20 protein-coding genes and 1 pseudogene are annotated in these 17,280 nt (G+C 66.3%); 9 read left to right on the forward strand and 12 right to left on the reverse strand.

Annotated elements, in window-relative coordinates; all coding sequences use genetic code 11:
- Nucleotides 1–18 precede the first annotated feature (18 nt).
- The 4 genes from P8R42_00945 to P8R42_00960 all read left to right on the forward strand — a co-directional run bounded on the left by P8R42_00945 (nucleotide 19) and on the right by P8R42_00960 (nucleotide 2,844).
- Nucleotides 19–639, forward strand: coding sequence for a DUF502 domain-containing protein (locus tag P8R42_00945; protein ID MDG2303214.1), 621 nt, complete (start codon nucleotides 19–21; stop codon nucleotides 637–639).
- Nucleotides 640–688: 49 nt separating this feature from the next.
- Nucleotides 689–1,348 carry a nitroreductase family protein gene (locus tag P8R42_00950; protein ID MDG2303215.1) on the forward strand — a complete coding sequence of 220 codons (660 nt, stop codon included), beginning with the start codon at nucleotides 689–691 and terminating at the stop codon, nucleotides 1,346–1,348.
- 22 nt (nucleotides 1,349–1,370) lie between these two features.
- Nucleotides 1,371–2,270 carry a TIGR03619 family F420-dependent LLM class oxidoreductase gene (locus tag P8R42_00955; protein MDG2303216.1) on the forward strand — a complete coding sequence of 300 codons (900 nt, stop codon included), beginning with the start codon at nucleotides 1,371–1,373 and terminating at the stop codon, nucleotides 2,268–2,270.
- A 148-nt stretch (nucleotides 2,271–2,418) separates the two neighbouring features.
- Entirely contained in the window at nucleotides 2,419–2,844 is a 426-nt protein-coding gene (locus tag P8R42_00960; GenBank protein MDG2303217.1) for a hypothetical protein, read from the forward strand.
- Here the strand turns inward: P8R42_00960 and P8R42_00965 are convergent.
- A complete protein-coding gene (locus tag P8R42_00965; GenBank protein ID MDG2303218.1) occupies nucleotides 2,828–3,397 on the reverse strand; it encodes a DUF4136 domain-containing protein in 570 nt (189 codons plus the stop codon). The two genes, P8R42_00960 and P8R42_00965, sit on opposite strands and share 17 nt — an antisense overlap.
- 389 nt (nucleotides 3,398–3,786) lie before the next feature.
- Here P8R42_00965 and P8R42_00970 point away from each other — a divergent pair, with 389 nt between their 5' ends.
- Together P8R42_00970 and P8R42_00975 are read left to right on the forward strand one after the other, a co-directional pair.
- Nucleotides 3,787–3,909, forward strand: coding sequence for a hypothetical protein (locus P8R42_00970; GenBank protein ID MDG2303219.1), 123 nt, complete (start codon nucleotides 3,787–3,789; stop codon nucleotides 3,907–3,909).
- Between the two features lie 25 nt (nucleotides 3,910–3,934).
- Nucleotides 3,935–4,570 (forward strand): glutathione S-transferase N-terminal domain-containing protein, encoded by a 636-nt coding sequence (locus P8R42_00975; GenBank protein ID MDG2303220.1) that lies wholly within the window; start codon nucleotides 3,935–3,937, stop codon nucleotides 4,568–4,570.
- A 549-nt stretch (nucleotides 4,571–5,119) separates the two neighbouring features.
- Here the strand turns inward: P8R42_00975 and P8R42_00980 are convergent.
- From P8R42_00980 to P8R42_00995, 4 genes are read right to left on the reverse strand one after another with little or no spacing between them, the layout of a single operon-like run.
- Nucleotides 5,120–6,493 carry a sulfatase gene (locus tag P8R42_00980; protein MDG2303221.1) on the reverse strand — a complete coding sequence of 458 codons (1,374 nt, stop codon included), beginning with the start codon at nucleotides 6,491–6,493 and terminating at the stop codon, nucleotides 5,120–5,122.
- On the reverse strand, nucleotides 6,490–7,680 hold the full coding sequence (locus P8R42_00985) for an SGNH/GDSL hydrolase family protein (protein MDG2303222.1): 1,191 nt from the start codon (nucleotides 7,678–7,680) through the stop codon (nucleotides 6,490–6,492). The genes P8R42_00980 and P8R42_00985 overlap by 4 nt, the downstream gene beginning before the upstream one ends.
- Nucleotides 7,677–8,501, reverse strand: a complete 825-nt coding sequence (locus P8R42_00990) for a sensor domain-containing diguanylate cyclase (protein MDG2303223.1) — start codon at nucleotides 8,499–8,501, stop codon at nucleotides 7,677–7,679. The genes P8R42_00985 and P8R42_00990 overlap by 4 nt, the downstream gene beginning before the upstream one ends.
- Before the next feature lie 48 nt (nucleotides 8,502–8,549).
- Nucleotides 8,550–9,881, reverse strand: coding sequence for an alkaline phosphatase family protein (locus P8R42_00995; GenBank protein MDG2303224.1), 1,332 nt, complete (start codon nucleotides 9,879–9,881; stop codon nucleotides 8,550–8,552).
- Between the two features lie 137 nt (nucleotides 9,882–10,018).
- On the opposite strand from P8R42_00995, the gene htpX reads away from it, so the two are divergent.
- The gene (gene htpX / locus P8R42_01000; protein MDG2303225.1) at nucleotides 10,019–10,897 is read left to right on the forward strand and encodes a protease HtpX; all 879 of its coding nucleotides are present in this window, start codon (nucleotides 10,019–10,021) and stop codon (nucleotides 10,895–10,897) included.
- A gap of 9 nt (nucleotides 10,898–10,906) precedes the next feature.
- Here the strand turns inward: htpX and P8R42_01005 are convergent.
- The 5 genes and pseudogenes from P8R42_01005 to P8R42_01025 all read right to left on the reverse strand — a co-directional run bounded on the left by P8R42_01005 (nucleotide 10,907) and on the right by P8R42_01025 (nucleotide 14,273).
- Nucleotides 10,907–11,071, reverse strand: a pseudogene (locus P8R42_01005) (hypothetical protein).
- Between the two features lie 18 nt (nucleotides 11,072–11,089).
- Nucleotides 11,090–11,293 (reverse strand): hypothetical protein, encoded by a 204-nt coding sequence (locus P8R42_01010; GenBank protein MDG2303226.1) that lies wholly within the window; start codon nucleotides 11,291–11,293, stop codon nucleotides 11,090–11,092.
- A 63-nt stretch (nucleotides 11,294–11,356) separates the two neighbouring features.
- Nucleotides 11,357–12,421 (reverse strand): dihydrodipicolinate reductase, encoded by a 1,065-nt coding sequence (locus P8R42_01015; protein ID MDG2303227.1) that lies wholly within the window; start codon nucleotides 12,419–12,421, stop codon nucleotides 11,357–11,359.
- A 296-nt stretch (nucleotides 12,422–12,717) separates the two neighbouring features.
- Nucleotides 12,718–13,455 carry an EamA family transporter gene (locus P8R42_01020; GenBank protein ID MDG2303228.1) on the reverse strand — a complete coding sequence of 246 codons (738 nt, stop codon included), beginning with the start codon at nucleotides 13,453–13,455 and terminating at the stop codon, nucleotides 12,718–12,720.
- An 11-nt stretch (nucleotides 13,456–13,466) separates the two neighbouring features.
- Nucleotides 13,467–14,273, reverse strand: a complete 807-nt coding sequence (locus P8R42_01025; GenBank protein ID MDG2303229.1) for a fused MFS/spermidine synthase — start codon at nucleotides 14,271–14,273, stop codon at nucleotides 13,467–13,469.
- Nucleotides 14,274–14,343: 70 nt separating this feature from the next.
- Between P8R42_01025 and P8R42_01030 the strand changes: the two genes are divergently transcribed.
- Nucleotides 14,344–15,807, forward strand: a complete 1,464-nt coding sequence (locus tag P8R42_01030) for a VCBS repeat-containing protein (protein ID MDG2303230.1) — start codon at nucleotides 14,344–14,346, stop codon at nucleotides 15,805–15,807.
- Here P8R42_01030 and P8R42_01035 read toward each other — a convergent pair.
- Nucleotides 15,804–16,646: an SDR family oxidoreductase gene (locus tag P8R42_01035; protein MDG2303231.1), complete on the reverse strand. Its 843-nt coding sequence runs from the start codon at nucleotides 16,644–16,646 to the stop codon at nucleotides 15,804–15,806. The genes P8R42_01030 and P8R42_01035 overlap by 4 nt on opposite strands.
- A 9-nt stretch (nucleotides 16,647–16,655) precedes the next feature.
- Entirely contained in the window at nucleotides 16,656–16,958 is a 303-nt protein-coding gene (locus tag P8R42_01040; protein ID MDG2303232.1) for a hypothetical protein, read from the reverse strand.
- Here P8R42_01040 and P8R42_01045 point away from each other — a divergent pair.
- Nucleotides 16,944–17,240 (forward strand): hypothetical protein, encoded by a 297-nt coding sequence (locus P8R42_01045; protein ID MDG2303233.1) that lies wholly within the window; start codon nucleotides 16,944–16,946, stop codon nucleotides 17,238–17,240. The genes P8R42_01040 and P8R42_01045 overlap by 15 nt on opposite strands.
- The last annotated feature ends 40 nt before the right edge of the window (nucleotides 17,241–17,280 follow it).

Below are 17,280 nucleotides of genomic sequence, written 5' to 3' on the forward strand. Positions count from 1 at the left end.
CACGGGAGATCCGGACACATGAGAAACCTTTTGGAATTCGTGAAGACGACAGTGATCGGCGGCTTCTTCGGCCTGGTCCCCGTGGTGGGCGTCATCTTCATCGTCGCCGAATCGCTCAATGCCGTCGGTGTCGTGATCACGCCGATTGCGGAGAACCTGCCGGTCGAGACCATCGGCGGGATCGAACTCGCGCACGTCCTCGCTCTGGTCCTCGTCCTTGGGTTCTGCTTTGGGGTCGGCGCCCTTCTCCAGACCCAGATCGGCGCGCGAGGAACCCGGTGGCTCGACGAGCGCGTGCTCGACCGAATCCCCGGCTACAACGTTCTGCGCGGACTGTCCGCGAGCTTCGCGGGCGACGACGACACCACCCGATTCGCGCCGGCCGCAGTCGATCTCCACGGCTCGGGCGTGTTCGCGTTCGCCTTCATCGTGGAAGAACTGGCCGACGGGGCCTTCACGGTGCTCGTGCCGATCAGCCCCACCCCGAGCCTTGGCACCCTGTACTACGCGCCCGCCGAGCGGGTCCGCCGCCTGGAGGTCCCCCTCGGAACGGCGGTGAACTGCATCATGCGCTGGGGAATCGGCTCGAGCGCGCTGGTCGACAGCGCCGGCCCGCCGCTCCATTCGCCCCCGAAGTGAGCATCTCTTGAACGCCGACGGCCGAAGGCGTTAGGTCTGATCCACCCTCATGGCCGACATCGATCTTTACGAGGCAATGCGCACGCTGCGCGCGGTACGCCGCCTGCGGCCCGATCCGGTCCCCGACGACGTCCTGGGTCGTGTTCTCGACGCCGCCCGGTTCGCTCCCACCGGGGGCAACCGACAGCCCTGGCGGATGATCGTGGTGCGAAAACCCGCCGCCAAGCAGAGGCTCGCCGAGTTGTATGCCCCTACCTGGTCGGCGTACGCGAAGTTCCACCGAAGCCTCCTCACCGACATCCCCGAAGCCGCGAAGGCAAAGCAGGAGAAGATGATCTCCGCCGGAGATTATCTGGCCGATCACTTCGCCGCGACGCCCGTGTTCGTCGTGTTCTGCTTCAACCCACAGGACATGGCGATCACCGATGCCAAGCTCGACCGTCCGTCGGTCGTGGGTGGGGCATCTGTCTATCCGTCCGTTGAGAACCTGCTGCTCGCCTGCCGAGCAGAAGGCCTCGGCTGTGTCCTGACCACCCTGCTCTGCAGCTGCGAGGACGAGGTCCGCGAACTGCTGAAGATCCCCGAACCCTGGGGCACCGCCGCGGTGATCCCGATCGGCTATCCAGTGCTCCGCGGCCACGGGCCGGTCTCGCGGCGGCCGGTCGCGAAGCTCGCGTTCGCCGACGAATGGGGCAACGCCTTCGAGTAGGCGGTCCCACTCGGAGTTCTCCATGGAATTCGGCGTCGCCCTTCCCCACTTCGGCCCGCAGGCCCGCGCTCCCGGCGTCGCCGAACGCTTGCGCGACGTCGCTCAGGCAGCGGACCGACTCGGTTACGACATCGTATGGACGGCGGAGCACGTGATCTTCCCGCGCTCCGTCGAAACACCGTACCCTTATGGCGACAGCTTCCCGTACGACATCAATGATCCCGTGCTCGATCCGGTCGCTACGCTCTCGTGGGTGGCCGCCGCGACCACGCACGTTCGGCTCGGTTCGGCCGTGCTCGTCCTGCCGTACCATCACCCCGTCACGCTGGCGAAGTCGCTCGCGACGCTCGACGTCCTCTCCGGCGGACGCGTTCTCCTCGGCGTTGCCGGCGGATGGCTGCGCGAAGAGTTCGAACTCCTCGGCGTCCCGTTCAAAGAGCGCGGCGCGCGAACGGACGAGGCGATTGACCTGATGAAGCACCTCTGGACGACAGAGACAGCTGACTTCGAAGGGCGCTTCCACCAGGTTCGGGATGCCGCGTTCTTTCCGAAACCAATCCAGGCGCCGCACCCGCCCATCTGGATCGGCGGCGACAGCGCGGCCGCACTCCGCCGCGCAGCGACGCGCGGTGACGGCTGGCTCGCCGCGCCGCGCGATCTGCCCACACTCGAGAAAAAGATCGAACAGATCCGGCGGCTCGCGGAGGACGCCGGCCGCGACCCGGCCACCATCGGCGTCGCAACGAGCGGCGGCGCGCGCACCCTCGACGAGATGATCGACTTCGTGCCCAAGCTCGAGAAGATCGGTGTAACCGTGATGAACATGGCGTCGCGCTTCTGGGCCTCGACTCCGGACGAAGCGATCGACCTCCTCGAGTCGTTCGCCTCCCGCGCCGGACTCACCCCGCGGACCGTGACGTAACCGGTCAAGACCTCCACCGGTTAACGGGTGCCTTGCGTGGCTCGCGCGACGTCGTCTCGTCCCGAGACGACCGAACCATCCGATCGGCGCTCCGCGCGGCCGCAGCACCGGATTGACCAGAATCGCCGGAGCGAGTTACGAAGATCCCATGCGCTCCCACAAGGTTACACTCGCTGTCCTCGCTACCCTGACCGCCTTCGGCTGCTCGGTGCCCCGCCCGGTCGTCTACCCGAACGAGCACCTACAAGTCGTGGGTCAGAAAACGGCGAAGAGAGACATCGACGTCTGCATCAAAAAGGCCGAGGGCTACGTCGAAGGGGTCACCGCCGGCCAGGTCGCGAAGGAGACGGCGATCGGCGGCGGCGCGGGTGCGGCCATCGGCGCCGCCGCCGGCGCGGCAGGCGGTGCAGCATTCGGAAATGCGGGCGGTGGTGCCGCCGCGGGTGCTGCGGGTGGTGCGGTCACCGCGCTTCTTCGGTCCGCCTTCAAGAGCACGCAACTCACTCCCGCGCAGCAGGGATTCGTGAACCGCTGCCTCACCGACGAAGGTTATCAGGTCATCGGCTGGCAGTAGGCGGGAAGTTCTTCAGGATCTCCTGAACGGCTTTCGTCATGTCCTTGTCGCGCTCCGCCGAGGTGCGGGTGTCCTGCTTCTGCATTTTGGCCTGCCCTGAGCCACGCCAGACCAGGTCGTCGCGTTCGCGATCGACGATGTCGATGATCAGGGTGCCCAGCTCGTACTGATGCACGGTCGTCTGGGTGCCCATCATCGAGGGGCCCCACCAGCCATTGTAGCCGTAGTGCGTCGGCGTCGAACGTACGCTGAGCTTGTCGTCGACGGCCGCTTGGTACGCGACGTAAAAGTCCGGCTGGGCCGTCGGAAGAACTTCCTTGAAGCCCTTCCCCTTCAGATCGGCGATCGTCGCACGCCGGACTCGACCCGCGAGGATCGAACTGTCGGCCCGCCGATCACCAGTGGGCGCCGGCATGATCGGGAGCCACGCAAAGCTGCGAAGCTTCGAGAAGTCCACCTCGGGGTTGAAGTCCGATTGGATGGTGATGCTCGGCGAACAGGCCGCCATCGTGAGCAAGACCGCCAGCGCGGTCGCGAATGAACGAAGCTTCATACCCATCACTCCTCTTTGGACCACGCCGCGGGCCCTCGCGCGAGGCCTCTCGGCTTCGTCGTCGCCCTGCTTAGCGGAGGCGGCCGGCGATAGGAAGCTCCCGTCCGGTTCGGCCGCACTAGGGGCGGTTCCCGCCCCCGGACGCACGGACAGCGGCGGAAAAGCCGGGCGAGCGATCATTGCGAGAGAGCACATGCCATCAGGTCCAGTATCGGTAGCCTGGCTCAGGCGGCGCTGCGAAAGGTTCAAATCCGGTTCAATTCCAGGCCGCATCGCGCCAAAATGCAACGGGAGAGACCCATGCCAGTCCAGATCCGCTTTCCTCCGTTCCACCTCGACGCATGGGCGCTCGGACAGTTCGAGGAAGGCCGTACGCGTGCCGACGAGGGATGGGCGATCGCACAATTGATGGGCCCTCGGCGAAGGGCGAACGGGCAGAGGTCTTCGAGCGATACCGAGAAGGCCTCGACACGCTCGACCTCGTAGTCGCCCGAGTCCTTCTGGACGCCTAGAGCTTTTCGCAGTAGGGAAAGCTCCGTGATCGAGCTCTATACGTGGACGACCCCCAACGGCCAACAGGCCTCGATCTTCCTCGAAGAAACGGGACTCGACTACAAGGTGATCCCGGTCGACCTCCAAAACGGCGATCAGCGAGGCGACGAGTTCACGGCCTTGAACCCGAACCAGAAGATCCCGGCGATCGTCGACCCCGATGTGAAGGGAGACCCGGTCCGGCTGTTCGAATCCGGCGCGATCCTAATCTACCTCGCCGAGAAGACGGGGACGTTCCTCCCGCAGGAAGGCGCCGAGCGCGCCGAAGTGCTGCAGTGGCTGATGTACCAAATGAGCCACGTGGGTCCGATCCTTGGACAGGCGAACCACTTCGCCACGCACTCCGAGCCGATCCAGTATGCGATTGATCGCTTCATAAACGAAGGCGTACGCATCGTCGGCGTACTCAACACCGGCCTCGAGGGCCACGAGTACCTCGCCGGCCAGTATTCCATCGCCGACATCGCCACCTATCCGTGGGTGTCGGCCGCGTGGGGACCGTTCGTCACGATGATGCCTGAGAAGGCCGGAGCGATGACGAACGTGAAGGCATGGCTCGATCGCCTGGGCGCGCGCGAGGCCGTGCAGCGCGGCATGGCCGTGCCCACAGCGCCTGCGTAGGCCGTTCCAGATCGGGAATGGCAGCCTGTTCCGGCCGTTCCCTTCTGAAACACCCCCTCGCGCGACGCCTGCGGAAACCGTCCGAAATCCGGGCCTCGGCCCATCCGCAGCCCCTGGCACGGTTCATGGAGTAGTGGGTCAGCGCAACCACGGACGCACCCACGAACCTCCAAGAGACCTCCGCACGCACCTCCGAACGACACGCGACACCCCAAACCAGAACGTCCCCCCAACCCGCCGCAACCTCTTGGGGAAGGCCCCCGCCTTCCCAACCTGACGACGGACTCACAGCACCGCCTCTTCCACCCCACACCGACGACACCAAGCTCCTCCCCCGGCCCACCACACCTCCCCCGGACCCCGCACCCACCTCTTGAGGGACTACCCGCTCAACCTCCCCCGCGTCAGCTGCTCCCCACCCGCCCACAACGGAGCCGATGACTTCCGCCGACGACGCGCCCCCCCCCCCGCCGTCGGCAAACCCCCTCCTCTGATCGCTACCGGCGGCGTCCTTCCTGGACGCCGCCGTAGTCGTATTCGGGGCCCGGGTTACTCCAGGTAACCGAGTGCGCGCAGCTCCTCGGCAACGGCAGGATCCTTTACCTGCCCCGAGTGATCGCGTCGGCCGACATGGTACGCCTCGGCGAGAGCTTCGAGTTCCGCGACCCGTTGGGGCCGGCTCTCTGCGGGAAGCGGCGATTGCGCCAGCGGATCCGCTGCGAGATCGAACGCGCGCGACCCTTTGCGGTCGTGCACCGCCTTTACGTCGCCTTCGTACACAGCGACGTCACGGCGACGGATCTCCGTCGGGTCCTTGTCCCACAAGGGCTCGTTCATCTCGGCGAAGTACAGGCGATCTTCGAGCGGCTCGCCTCTCAGCGCGCCCGCGAGCGAGCGCCCATCGATGTCCTCGGGAGCTGATTGCCCGACGAGTTCGAGAAGCGTCGGTGCGAGATCGACGACGCCGACCCGGCCCTCGACCCGCCGCGGCGCGTCCGTGTTCCGCGGGTCCCGGATAATGAGCGGAACACGCAGGACGATCTCATCGAGCGAGAGGCCATGGCCGACAACGCCGTTCTCTCCAAGCGCCTGGCCATGATCCGCCGTCAGGACGACGATCGTTTCGTCAGCGAGACCAGTCGCCGCCAACTCCTCCAATACCGGAGCGATGAGCCGATCGAGTTCGCGCACCTCCCCGTCGTAGAGCACCCGAACCGCGAGCCGTTCTTCCGCGGACCAGGGGATTTTCTTCCCGAGCGAGTAGAAGACGTTCACGTCCGCCCCCTCGGCAAGAGGGCCAGCGTAGTCCGCGAGCCGCTCCCGTGCGTAGGGGGTTACCCGGTACGGCGCGTGCGCCTCGAAATAGTGCAGCCAAAGAAAGAACGGGCGCTCGCGCGGGCCAGCCAACCACTCGACCGCGAGCTTGGTGATCTCGTCCCCATCTCGGATGCCACCGGTCGACCCACCGGTCGCCGGATCACTCAGGTCGTCGAAGCCCTGATGCAGTCCGCCCCGGCTGACCATCGACCCGAAGCTCACAAAGGCCGCCGTGTCGTAGCCCGCGGTGCGGAGCGTCTCGGCGAGGGTTACCGTGCCTTCCTGCAGCTTGTCGTGATTCGCGCGAACCCCGTGCTGGCGTGGATTGAGGCCCGTCAGCATCGACGCATGCGAAGGGAACGTCGCGCCCATCGGCGCGATCACGTTCTCGAAGACCGTCCCCGCCCGGGCCACCTCATCCATGGTCGGCGTGTGACCGCCGTCGCTCCCGTACACGCCCAAGGCATCGGGCCGTGTCGTGTCGAAGCTAACGAGGAGAACGCTGGGCGGCGCCGCGGCCGCAGGGGCAACCGCGGGGACATCATTCGACGCCGGACGTTCGCAACCCAGGCACAACGCGAGCGTGACGAGCACGATCCTTCTCATCGAACCACCTCACCCAAAACGAGGAGATCACTCAACCGCACCGGATGCACCTCGCCTTCCACGGGGACCACCCGAATCGAGACCCGTTGAACGGTTTCGGGGTCGAACGGATGCCGTACGTGCAGGACCCGAAGCGGCGGGCCGGCATTGGGCGCGCGATACGACTTCGGCTCCAGAACCTCATCGCCGATTCTGATCTCGAGGCCCCCGACCTCGGCGTTGCGCAGCTCGTAGATCTTGAGGATCTCGCCTTTGAAACCGAACTCCACCGTGGCCCCTGCCTCGGCCGACTCCCACACCGTAATACCCCGGCGCGTGGCCCCCTCGGGAGTCACGCGCCGCCACTCCCCGCTCATCATCCATTCCGCAAGAGGCACCTTGCGCGCCGCCTGCCAGTGGTTCCGCACGATCGGACGGTCCAGCTCGCCCGCGTGGTCCCGCGCCCCCGGTCCCGCCAGGATCGAGTCCAACCCCTGGGAGACGGCGCGCGCGTAGATGCGATGCCCGCGCGCGTACGGGTGAATCCCGTCGCGAGCGAACGCCGGAGGCGCGCCCGCCTCCGGCTTCCGCGGCCCCTTCAAACGAAGGGCCCCGGCGCGGTGCAGCTGGTTGATGACGACCCCCGCATCGATCGAAGGAATGCCGTGAAATGCCGCCACCTTTTCGTGGGAGCGCACGGGACGCGGCCGTTTGCCCCGCCCGTACGCCGCCTCGAAGCTCGGCTCGAAGAGGTACACGAACAAGATGTCCGTCCGGGGATCCGCCGACCAGATCTTGCGGACGATGCCTTCGACGGCCCGGATCGTCTTCTTGGGCGTCGTCCCGGCGTCGTTCACGGCGAACTCGATCACGACGAGATCCGGTTCGTGAGGAAGGATCTCGCGATCCAGCCGGAACGCCGCCACGCCACTCCCCGTCGCCGACAGCCCGGCATTGACCGAGAAGATCGCCTCTTTACCGTAGCGCTCCTGCAGGCGTCCAACGACACCATCGCCCCAGCCCCCGAGCGCCGTGATCGACCCCCCCACGAACGCGATCGTGACCGGCTCGCCCGCATCGAGCTTCGCGCGGACGTTCCCCAACCCGGCGCGCACCTCGACCCGGGGCGCAGGCGCGGGCGCCGGCGCCGCGAAAGAAGCCGACGCGAGGAGAAGCGCGGTACACGCGCCCGAAAGCCACGACTTCACGAGGACACCTCACGGCCGCGCCGCGACGATCGCTTGGCCTCGTACATGCGCGTGTCCGCCAGGCGCAGAAGAGCATCCGCCTCTTGCGCATCCGTCGGAAGCGCCACCCATCCGAACGACACATCGAGGCGGGCGGCGATCCCCCGGTCCTCTAGGAACACACGACCACGAATCGTGGCTGCGAGCTCCGCGCTGCGGCTGGCGGCGGGCGGACCGTCCGCTTCGGGCGGAAGGAAAGCGGCCTCGTCGCCCCCGAAACGACATCCGATCTCCTCTGCGGTGAGCGTCTCGCGCAGAACCTCGCCGACCTCGGCGAGGACCTCGCTTCCACTGAGGTGACCATGCTCATCCACCAACGTCTTGAACCGGTCCAGGTCGAAGAAGGCTAGCGCGAACCGTTTCCCGCGCCGCACCGCGCCCTCCACGCACGACGGGAAGTAGCGGGAGTTCCGAAGTCCGGAGAGCGGATCGTTTCCACTCGATTCGAGAAAGATCCCATGCGCCTTGGCGTTGCGAATCGCGATGGCCGCGAAGTCGGCGTGCGCCTCCAGGATGCGAAAGTCCTCGCCCGAGAACTCGCGTTCGTCGAGCTCGTTCACCAGTTCGATGACGCCGAGCACCTGGCCCTCGGCACTCACCAACCGCAAGACGAGCGCGTTTCCCGCATCCTCCCCCAGCAAAAGAGACCAGTTCGTGGGCTGAAGAAGCCGGTCGAGGCCGCTCAGGATCTCGCCGAGCACCACGTAGAGATCGAGCGACGAGCGCAGCAGCCACGCCAGCCGAACGAAGGTTGCGAAATCGGGGCGTCGGCGGTCACTCATCGCGCCTTCGATCATCGCAGATTGCGCCGAGAGCCGCATACGACGGGGTCAGTCGTGAACGACCTCGGTCGCCACCGCCCCGTCGACGGGCTGCCCCGGCTCGATCCCGAGCAGGTGCGTCACCGTGGGATGGATGTCGATCGCGTCGACGTGGTCGACCGGTGCCTGCGCGACCCCGTCGCCCCAGGCATAGAAGACGCCGTGGACTTCCGGGTGATGCGGCGGATGGCCGTGCGATGCATGAAGCGCACCGGACGCATCGATGGCCATGGGACCCGTCCACGCGAGCCACCGCAACCACCAGGGGAACTGCCCGCGGTCCTCCATGGCGAAGCCCGGCTTCGCCGACAAGATGAGGTCGCCGACACGAGGGCCTTGTCCCAGATGCGAGTACGGCGGCGGCCGGTCGCGCCGCAGGACCTCGAACTCCTCGTGCCCGGACAGCTTCCGAGCGGCCTCGTCGATCTGCGACGGGTCGTCCAGATAGACAAAGGCGGTCGACCCCGTCGCGAGCATGCGCGCCTCGACACCCGCCTCCCGCAAAATGAACTCCGGGCTCAGAATGTGGCTGACCGGCATCATGCCGTGGTCTGTCGTGACGACGAGCGCGGTCTCCTCTGCGATCCCCGCCGACTCGATCGCCTCGACGACCGTGCCGACCGCGGCGTCCGTCACGCGCACCTCCGCGAGGGTCTCGGGATCTTCCATGCCGAGAAAGTGCGCCTTCCCGTCGGGACCCTTGAAGTAGGCGAGGATCAGCTGGGGCCGCTCGTCCTCGGGAAGCCGCAGGAGCGCGGCAACCTGCTCCGCTCGGCCCGCGTCGTCGGGATAGTCTTTGAAGTCATCGACCCAATCCACGATTCGAGCAAGCTTGCCGAACTCGTTGGAAACCTGGCCGTACCAGCCCAGAGTGGCCGTACGAACACCCTGGCGCTCCGCCGCCTCGTGAAGCTGCTCGCACTCGAGCACCCAATCCGCATCGGCGGAGTGATCGTAGAAACCGAGATCGGGATCGAAGAACCGATTCGTCACGATCCCATGACGCTCCGGCCAGCAGCCGGTGCTGATGGTGAAGCCCCCGATGAGCGAGATGCTCGGGAACGGCGGGATCATCGAGTGGGTCCAGGCGCCCTCTCGCTCGAGCCGATCCAGGGTCGGGGTCTCTGTGGCCCGCACCAGCGCCGGCGCAAGGCCGTCGAACAACAATACGACGACGGTCCGCTTCGCGGTCGAACCTCTCGCCTCGGTCACGAGCTCCGCCGGGACCTTCCCGTGCGGCGGCCACTGCTCCACTCCTGGATGTTCCGGGCTCGTGACGAGCAGGACGGCCGCGAGGACGACGACCAAACCGAGAACCACACATCCAATGGCGCGGAGCATGGCCGGATTAGTCGCCCAATCCACAGCGGGACTCAAGGCCGCGCGCGTCGTCTCCGGGGCACCGGCTTTCCACGACCGACGAGGGACCTGCCGGGACCCGCTCGCACGAAATCTCCGAACCAGGTAAATTTGCGTGCATGACGCGAATCTTCCTCTTCCTTGCAACGAACATCGCGATCCTCGTGGTCTTAAGCACCGTGCTGAGCCTGTTCGGCTTCGAGGGCTACCTTGCGCAGAACGGCCTCGACATGGGCCAACTCCTGCTCTTCTGTGCCGTCTTCGGCATGGGTGGATCGTTCATCTCGCTCGCCATGTCGAAGTGGATCGCCAAGCGCTCCGTCGGGGCGCAGGTCATCACCGACCCGAAGGACCAGAGCTCGCAGTGGCTCATCGCCACCGTTCAGACGCTCGCACGCCAGGCCAACATCGGCATGCCCGAGGTCGCGGTGTTCAACTCCCCCGAGCCCAATGCCTTCGCCACGGGCGCCAGCAAGAATAACGCACTCGTGGCCGTGAGCACCGGACTTCTGCAAAACATGAACAAAGAGGAGATCACGGCCGTCCTCGGCCACGAGATCTCGCACGTCTCCAACGGCGACATGGTGACGCTCACCCTGATCCAGGGCGTGCTCAACACGTTCGTGATGTTCCTCGCGCGCGTCGTCGGTTACGCGATCGACAAGGCGGTGTTTCGCAACGAACGCGACGGTGTCGGAATCGGCTACTTCGTCACGGTCATCGTCGCGCAGATCCTCTTCGGGATCCTCGCGAGCATCATCGTCCGGTGGTTCTCGCGCAGGCGCGAGTTCCGCGCCGACGCCGGCGGAGCCAGTCTCGCCGGGCGCGACAGCATGATCGGCGCACTCGAAGCCTTGAAGGGGCCATCCGAGCCCGTAGGGCTCCCGGAACAGATGGCGGCCTTCGGCGTTGCGGGCGGTGCCTCGAAGTGGAGCGACCTGTTTCGCACCCACCCGCCGCTCGACGATCGAATCGCCGCCCTGCGCAACGCCTCCTGAGATCGGGCTTCAGGCCTTGTGGTCGAGGTGCCCCCGGCCCTGCACGAAATTCACTTCGAGTCGGATGCCGTCCGGGTCCTCGAAGAGGATCGAGTAGTATCCCGGTGCGAACGCATCCGCCTGCGGCGGATGAACGATCTTTGCGCCGAGACCCACGACGAAGCGGTGCACCTCATCGACATCTTCCTGCTCTCACGCGCGAAAGCAGATGTGGTCCAGTCCGGGACGACGCTGGTGGAATTCTTCCCCGGCGTGCTCCGCGGCCGCCGGGGTGATCGCGAGTCCCGTGCGACTGCCGATGCCGTAGTAGAAGTCGTCCCCGTCGATGAGGGTCATCATCTCGAAAAGACCGAGTAGCGGCTGATACAAGGCCTTGGACCGCCCCATGTCGGACACGATGAGCTCGACGTGCGCGATGCCGTTGAGCTTCAGGTCCCCCCTTTTCTTCGTAGGCGCGAGTCAGCGCAGCAGGCCCCGGCCGACCTGTAGCGGAACCGAGAGCGCGTCGAGCAGGCCGGGCGCCGCCTCGCAGACGAACGGGATCGCGTTCACCACGCGGGCCGCGGCCGTCGTATTCCCGCCCGCCGCACGGTCGTGATTCTCGTCTTCCGATTCGATCTCGAGATGGATGTTGGGTCGGCCGGTGATCTTGATTCCGTGCGCGCCGGAGCCCTCGTGCGGCTTCGGCCAGTGCGGCGCCATCGCATCGTCGATGCGGGTCGTGTGATCGACGACGATTTTGGGCTTTCCGCCGACCAATCCCTGCACCTCGAACCGGAAAGCCCCCTGCGTTCCCTTCTCGAAGACGCCCAACTGGTTTTCGACCGTGCGATCGAGCGGCAGGCGCTCGACCTCTTCGCGAATGTCGTCGAGTTCGACACCCAGACCGCGCGCCACCAGCCGAATCACACCACCCCACACCATCGTGGGTACGCCGGGCAGGATCATGGGCGGTGTCTGCTCCATTGGCATACCGAAGCCGACGAGGTTCCGGACCGCGTCGGGCTGGTCGTAATAGGCGTAATTGAAGATCTCGTAAGCACGAATCTCGTGGATCTCCTCGCATAGCCCCGAGAGCGCGAGCGGGAGCACGTCGTTGATGAAGCCCGGATCGATCCCCGAAACGAAGCACGACGCCCCCCCCTCGGTGCAGGCCGCTTCCATGCGAGAGCGAATCTGCTCGGGCGCCGAGGTCGGATCGTACAGCGGGTACACCGACGTCGACACGACGTTGAGCCCCGCGCGCAGGCAGCGCTCGAAGTCGGCTAGCGCCTCATCCGGCCGGAAGTCGCCGGAGGCACAATACGCAACCGCATCGGCGCCGGAACCAAGGACCGCCTCGATGTCATCGGTCGCCCGAATGCCCAACGGCGGCAGGCCCACGAGCTCACCGGCATCCCGGCCCACCTTCTCGGGATTCGAGACCAGCACGGCCACCAGTTCCAATGCCGGATTCGACACCACCGTTCGCAACGCCGGCACGCCGACGTTTCCCGTCCCCCAGACCACTACCTTGTGTGACATGACCGGACGATAGGTCGGTGAGCCCGCGAGCTCAAGACGGGCCCGCTCAACCCAGCGGTGCTCATCTGTGACCATCGGAGGCGACGAAGACGCCTACCCAGCTCGGGGAGCTCACTCTGGATTGGTTCACGACGGGATTGCGGAAAGGCGGACGACTCCGGAATGCCGCCGTGGCGGGCATCGAGGTCAACCCCATCGGTGCCGACCACGGCTTTTGGTCCACGGTCGGTCGGGTCGAGTTGAGCTACGATCGTTCCGAGCCTCGATGCCCGAGACGAACGGCCGAGCGATGGAGGTCATCCAGACCATGTACCGCCGGCTCTTCTACTTCGCTGCCGAGATGGATGCGGGCGCCGTTCTCCCGTGAACTCAATCGGCGTCGGACGGACCGGCGCAGACAGCGGGAAGAAGAGCACCGCGCAGCCGACGTAGATGCAAAACATGATCTGCTCGGACGCCAGCGAACGAAGAAGCTGCTTCTGCACCAGACCATAGAAGGCCCAGAACGTCGCCGCCCCCACCATCAGAAGATTCCCGACGAGGTACTGATCGTGCCCCGCCAGATCGGCTGCGACGGCGCCGAGTTGGCTGCGAAAAAAGACTCCGAGCCCGGCGAGGAGGGTCGCGAAGCCCACCCACTGACCAAGCCCGAACTTCTCGCGGAAGAACAGAAGCCCTCCCATCGCCAGGAGCAGCGGCCCGAGCTGAATCAGGACCTGCGCATCCGCCGGCGTCGTCCGATCGAGGGACATCAAGTACAGCAGATAATCGACGCAGAGAAACGTCCCGGCCGCCAGGAGCATCCACCGCACCGGCCGATCGAGCGTTCGCAGCGACGGCAGCCGGCCCCGCACACCGAGAACCGCACCCACCACGAAGGCCGAACCGAGGAACCGGTAGAACGTGATCGTGCTCGGGGCCATCTCTGCGAGGATGACCTTGAGTGCGATCGGCAGGGCGCCCCACAGAAGCATCGTGGTGCACGCGAGGCCGAAGCCCATTCCGACACGCCCGGTCGTCTGATGCCGCTCCACCTGCGCCTCTCTTAGCCGTCCGCCCAGGAGCGACGATCCCGCAGAAACGGCACCAACTCGAACGGGAGGTTTCCGGCGGCATCGATCTCTCGCGCGCGCGCGAGCATTCGGCGCGCGGTCGGCATTCGATCTACAACTCCGACGGCGATGCGGTTGTCCTCTTCGGGAACCGACAACTCGAAGCACCCGCCGGCAAACCCGGCCGCGAAGCGACGGATCACGCGATCCTCCGCCCACCGCTCGGGCAACCCGATGTTGGCAACCGCGACGCCGCCGTCGGTCAAGAGGCTGGCAGCGTCGCGAAAGAAGGACTGGCGAGCGAGCGGAGCCGGGATCTTCTGGCCGTGATACGCGTCGAGGAACACGAAGTCGTACCGCCACGCCTCGTCTGCCGCCGCGTCGCGAACGAACTCACACGCGTCCTCGACGAAGACCCGCAGGTCCGCCGTCTCGCGAAAACCGAAGTAGTCGCAAGCGAGCTGAAGGACGATCGGATCGATCTCCACGACGTCGACGGTCGCGCGAGGGAAGTGGCGGCGCAGGAAGCGTGCGTACGCGCCTCCACCGAGACCCACCAGAAGGATGCGTTCGAGCCGCGCGGCAAGCACCGGACCAACGGTAGCGACCCGAAGGTACACGGTCGGGAGCACGGCCGGCCTCCTGCGCTCGATCACAGTTTGATCGACGCCTTGCATGCCCCCGAATCGCAAATGTCGACGCGGCCCGTCGTCGATGACCAGAAGTTCGCCGAAGGCCCCATGCGCACGGTGGACGATCGTCCCCGAGAGGCCCTCCCCTTGGTCTGCGGCAACACGCACTCGCTCGGAGCTACCACCTCCGCGACGGAGTCGCAGCCCGCCGCCGATCGCGGTACAAATCGGTCACCTCATGCCCTTCGTTTCCGCCTTCCTCCTCGCACTGCTGCTCATCGGCCGTCCCGCGCTGGCGGAGACCGAGCCTCCCTTCGAGCGAACCGAACTGCGCACGGAACATCCGATCGTGCAGGACACCGTTGCTCTCCGCCTGGGTGAAGGAAACGGGCGCCACCTTCTCGTGGTCACGAGCCCCGACGACGAGAGCGTCCGGGTCGAGCTTTTCCCGCCCAGCAAGGGCGGTGCGCCGGGCATGACTCCGGCGCGGCTCGAGCTTCCGGCGGACGTCGTCGCCTTCGACACCGCCGACCTCGGCCCAGACGGTCCGCAGGCCCTGTACTTCCTCACACCCCGCGCAGTATTGCGCTTCGAACCCGCGGACGGATCGCTCCGCGAAATCACGCAGGTGCAATCGATCTACCGGCGGCCGGTTCCGGGCCGCCTCCTGCCTGTCGACTTCATGCGAGACGGCGGGGATCGAAAGCCGCCGCTTCTCCTCCTCCCCGATTTCGACGCCATGCGCGCCGGCACGAGCCGCCTTCCGATCGCGCCGCGAACGTCGCACGAAGCTGGCCCCGCCTATCGCCCCGCCGATGTGCGGCTCGCGGATCTCGACCTCGACGGCACCGAAGACGTCTTCCTGATCTCAGACGACGCGTTGCACATCTTCCACGGCACCGGAACCGGCTTTTCGGGCGTAGCCGTGGTCCGCCCCCTCGGTTTGGGAGTGGGCCCCGAGCTACGAGAAGACCAGCTTGGCAACCTGGACCAGTCCGACCTCACCACGCGGCGGGTCATCGCGATCGAGGACTTCGACGCAGACGGCCTCGTCGATCTTCTGATCGAGTCCACCCGTCGCACTGGTGTCTTGGAGCGCGAGACTGCCCACGAGCTTCACCTCGGCCGGCGGGGTCCGCAGGGCCTCACCTACCCGACGAAACCGACAACGGTCATCCGCGGCGACGCTCCTCTGGGCGGTGTGCGCGCCCTGGACATCGACGGCGACGACCGGCTCGATCTCACGGCGGGGAGCATCGATGTTGGCATCGGGACGATCGTCTCCGCGCTTCTGACGGGCACCGTCGACTTCGACGTTCGGTTTTTCCGTCTCACAGAGAACGGGTATGCCGAGGAACCCGACGAAACCCGCGATGCTCGCATCGAGTTCGATCTGTCCGAGGGCAGCGCAAGCATCCCGGTCCTCGTGCTTGCCGATGTCAACGGCGATGGAGGCAAGGACCTCATCGTCCGCGAAGACGAGGACGTGCTGCAGGTCTATCGCTACGACGGCAGCCCGACGCTGTTCTCGGACGACGCGCAGGAGGTCGAGGTGCGCCTCCCAAAGGATGGCCAGCTCGTGCGGCGCGCCGATCTGAACGGCGACGACGCCGACGACCTCATCCTTCGCTACGAGGGGCTCGACGGCGAGGGAGCGCGCCACCGACTCACGCTCCTCCTCGGCCGGCCGGCGCGGCGCTAGAGACCCACCATTCGCCCAAAGATCGCATCCCGCGCGCGATCGCCGAGAAAAGGCCCGATCCAAGCCAGAAGATGCGCCTCCGCCGAGACCGGGTAGCGCGTCTTCGGACGCCGCGCGCTTAGTGCCTTCGCGATCGTCCGCGCGACGCGGGCGGCCGGGACCCCCTGCTTCGCCATCGACTCGTTCATCCTGCGGAGCCTGGCCAGCGCCGGCTCGTAGCGCGCCCGCCCTTGCGCCGGTAACGCCTCCAGCATTCCTTGAAGCTGCGCGTCGTTCTTCTCGTGGATGGGTGTATCGATCGCACCCGGCTCGACAACCGAAACGAAGAGGCCTTGTCCGCGGATCTCGATTCGCAGCGCGTCGGACATCGCTTCCAGAGCATACTTCGAAGCGCAGTACGGACCGATCAATGGCGAGACGATCTTCCCCGCTCCCGAACTCACGTTGACCACGCGTCCATCCGGCCGTTCGAGCAGCGGCAGGAAGGCCTTCGTCACCGCGGCGACCCCGAACACGTTCACCTCGAACTGGCGGCGCAAGGCGTCGAGATCGACGAACTCGAGCGGCGCCGTGATCGTCATCCCCGCGTTGTTCACGAGGCCCTGAAGACGTCCCTCGCCCAGCGCCTCGCGTATCTGGACCGACGCCGCCGAAATCGAGGCCGCGTCGGTGACGTCGAGGTGTACGGGGCAGAGATCTCCCGTCGTCGCGCTGCGTAATGCCTTTGCGGCGGCGTCACTGCGAACGCCCGCGAACACCCGCTGCCCATGTTCCGCGAGGAGCAGCGCCGTCTCCCGCCCAATGCCCGATGACGCCCCGGTGATCAGTACATTCCGCATCGGCGTTGCCTATCCCGTCGGGATCGCTCCGGCCACCGAATTCACAAGGCCGGCTAGGTTCCGACGGAACAGCTTCGGAGCCGGCGCGTCGCCCTGAAGACCGTGGACCGACAGCAGGACCATCTCGGCCGCACGTGGTGCGGTGAGTCCCGCACGGGCGAGATCGATCTCGCCCGCACGGTCCGCGCGACAAAGCGCAACGGCAATGAAGGCTCGCATGGCGTCGATGGCACCGGATGAAACGTCGGCGGCGACGGCACGGGTGGTCTCGCGGATCTCCTGTCCACCGGGCGATTCATGGAGAAGGGCCACGAGGTTCGCTTCACGGATGCCCTCACAGACATTTCCGGACGCGCGGCCCTCGGAAACGAGATGGCCCGTAACCAGGACCTCTTCGGCGGCTACGAAGTCCTGCTCGCCGACCAGGTCTATCGCTACGCCACCCCTTCCGGCGTGACGTACGTCCGCCACACGGTCAACCTCCTGTTCTCCAACGGCAGCCAATCGATATTCACAAACTACGTGCGGATCCGGGACGGCAGAATCGAGCGATTGGCAGGCTTCCTCGGGCGCCGGTTGGCCGAGATGCAGTGACGGGTCGGCAGCGGCGGCCACCGCGATTGCCTCCGGTCTG

It is taken from the genome of Candidatus Binatia bacterium (assembly GCA_029243485.1).
Lineage (GTDB): Bacteria > Desulfobacterota > Binatia > UBA12015 > UBA12015 > VGTG01.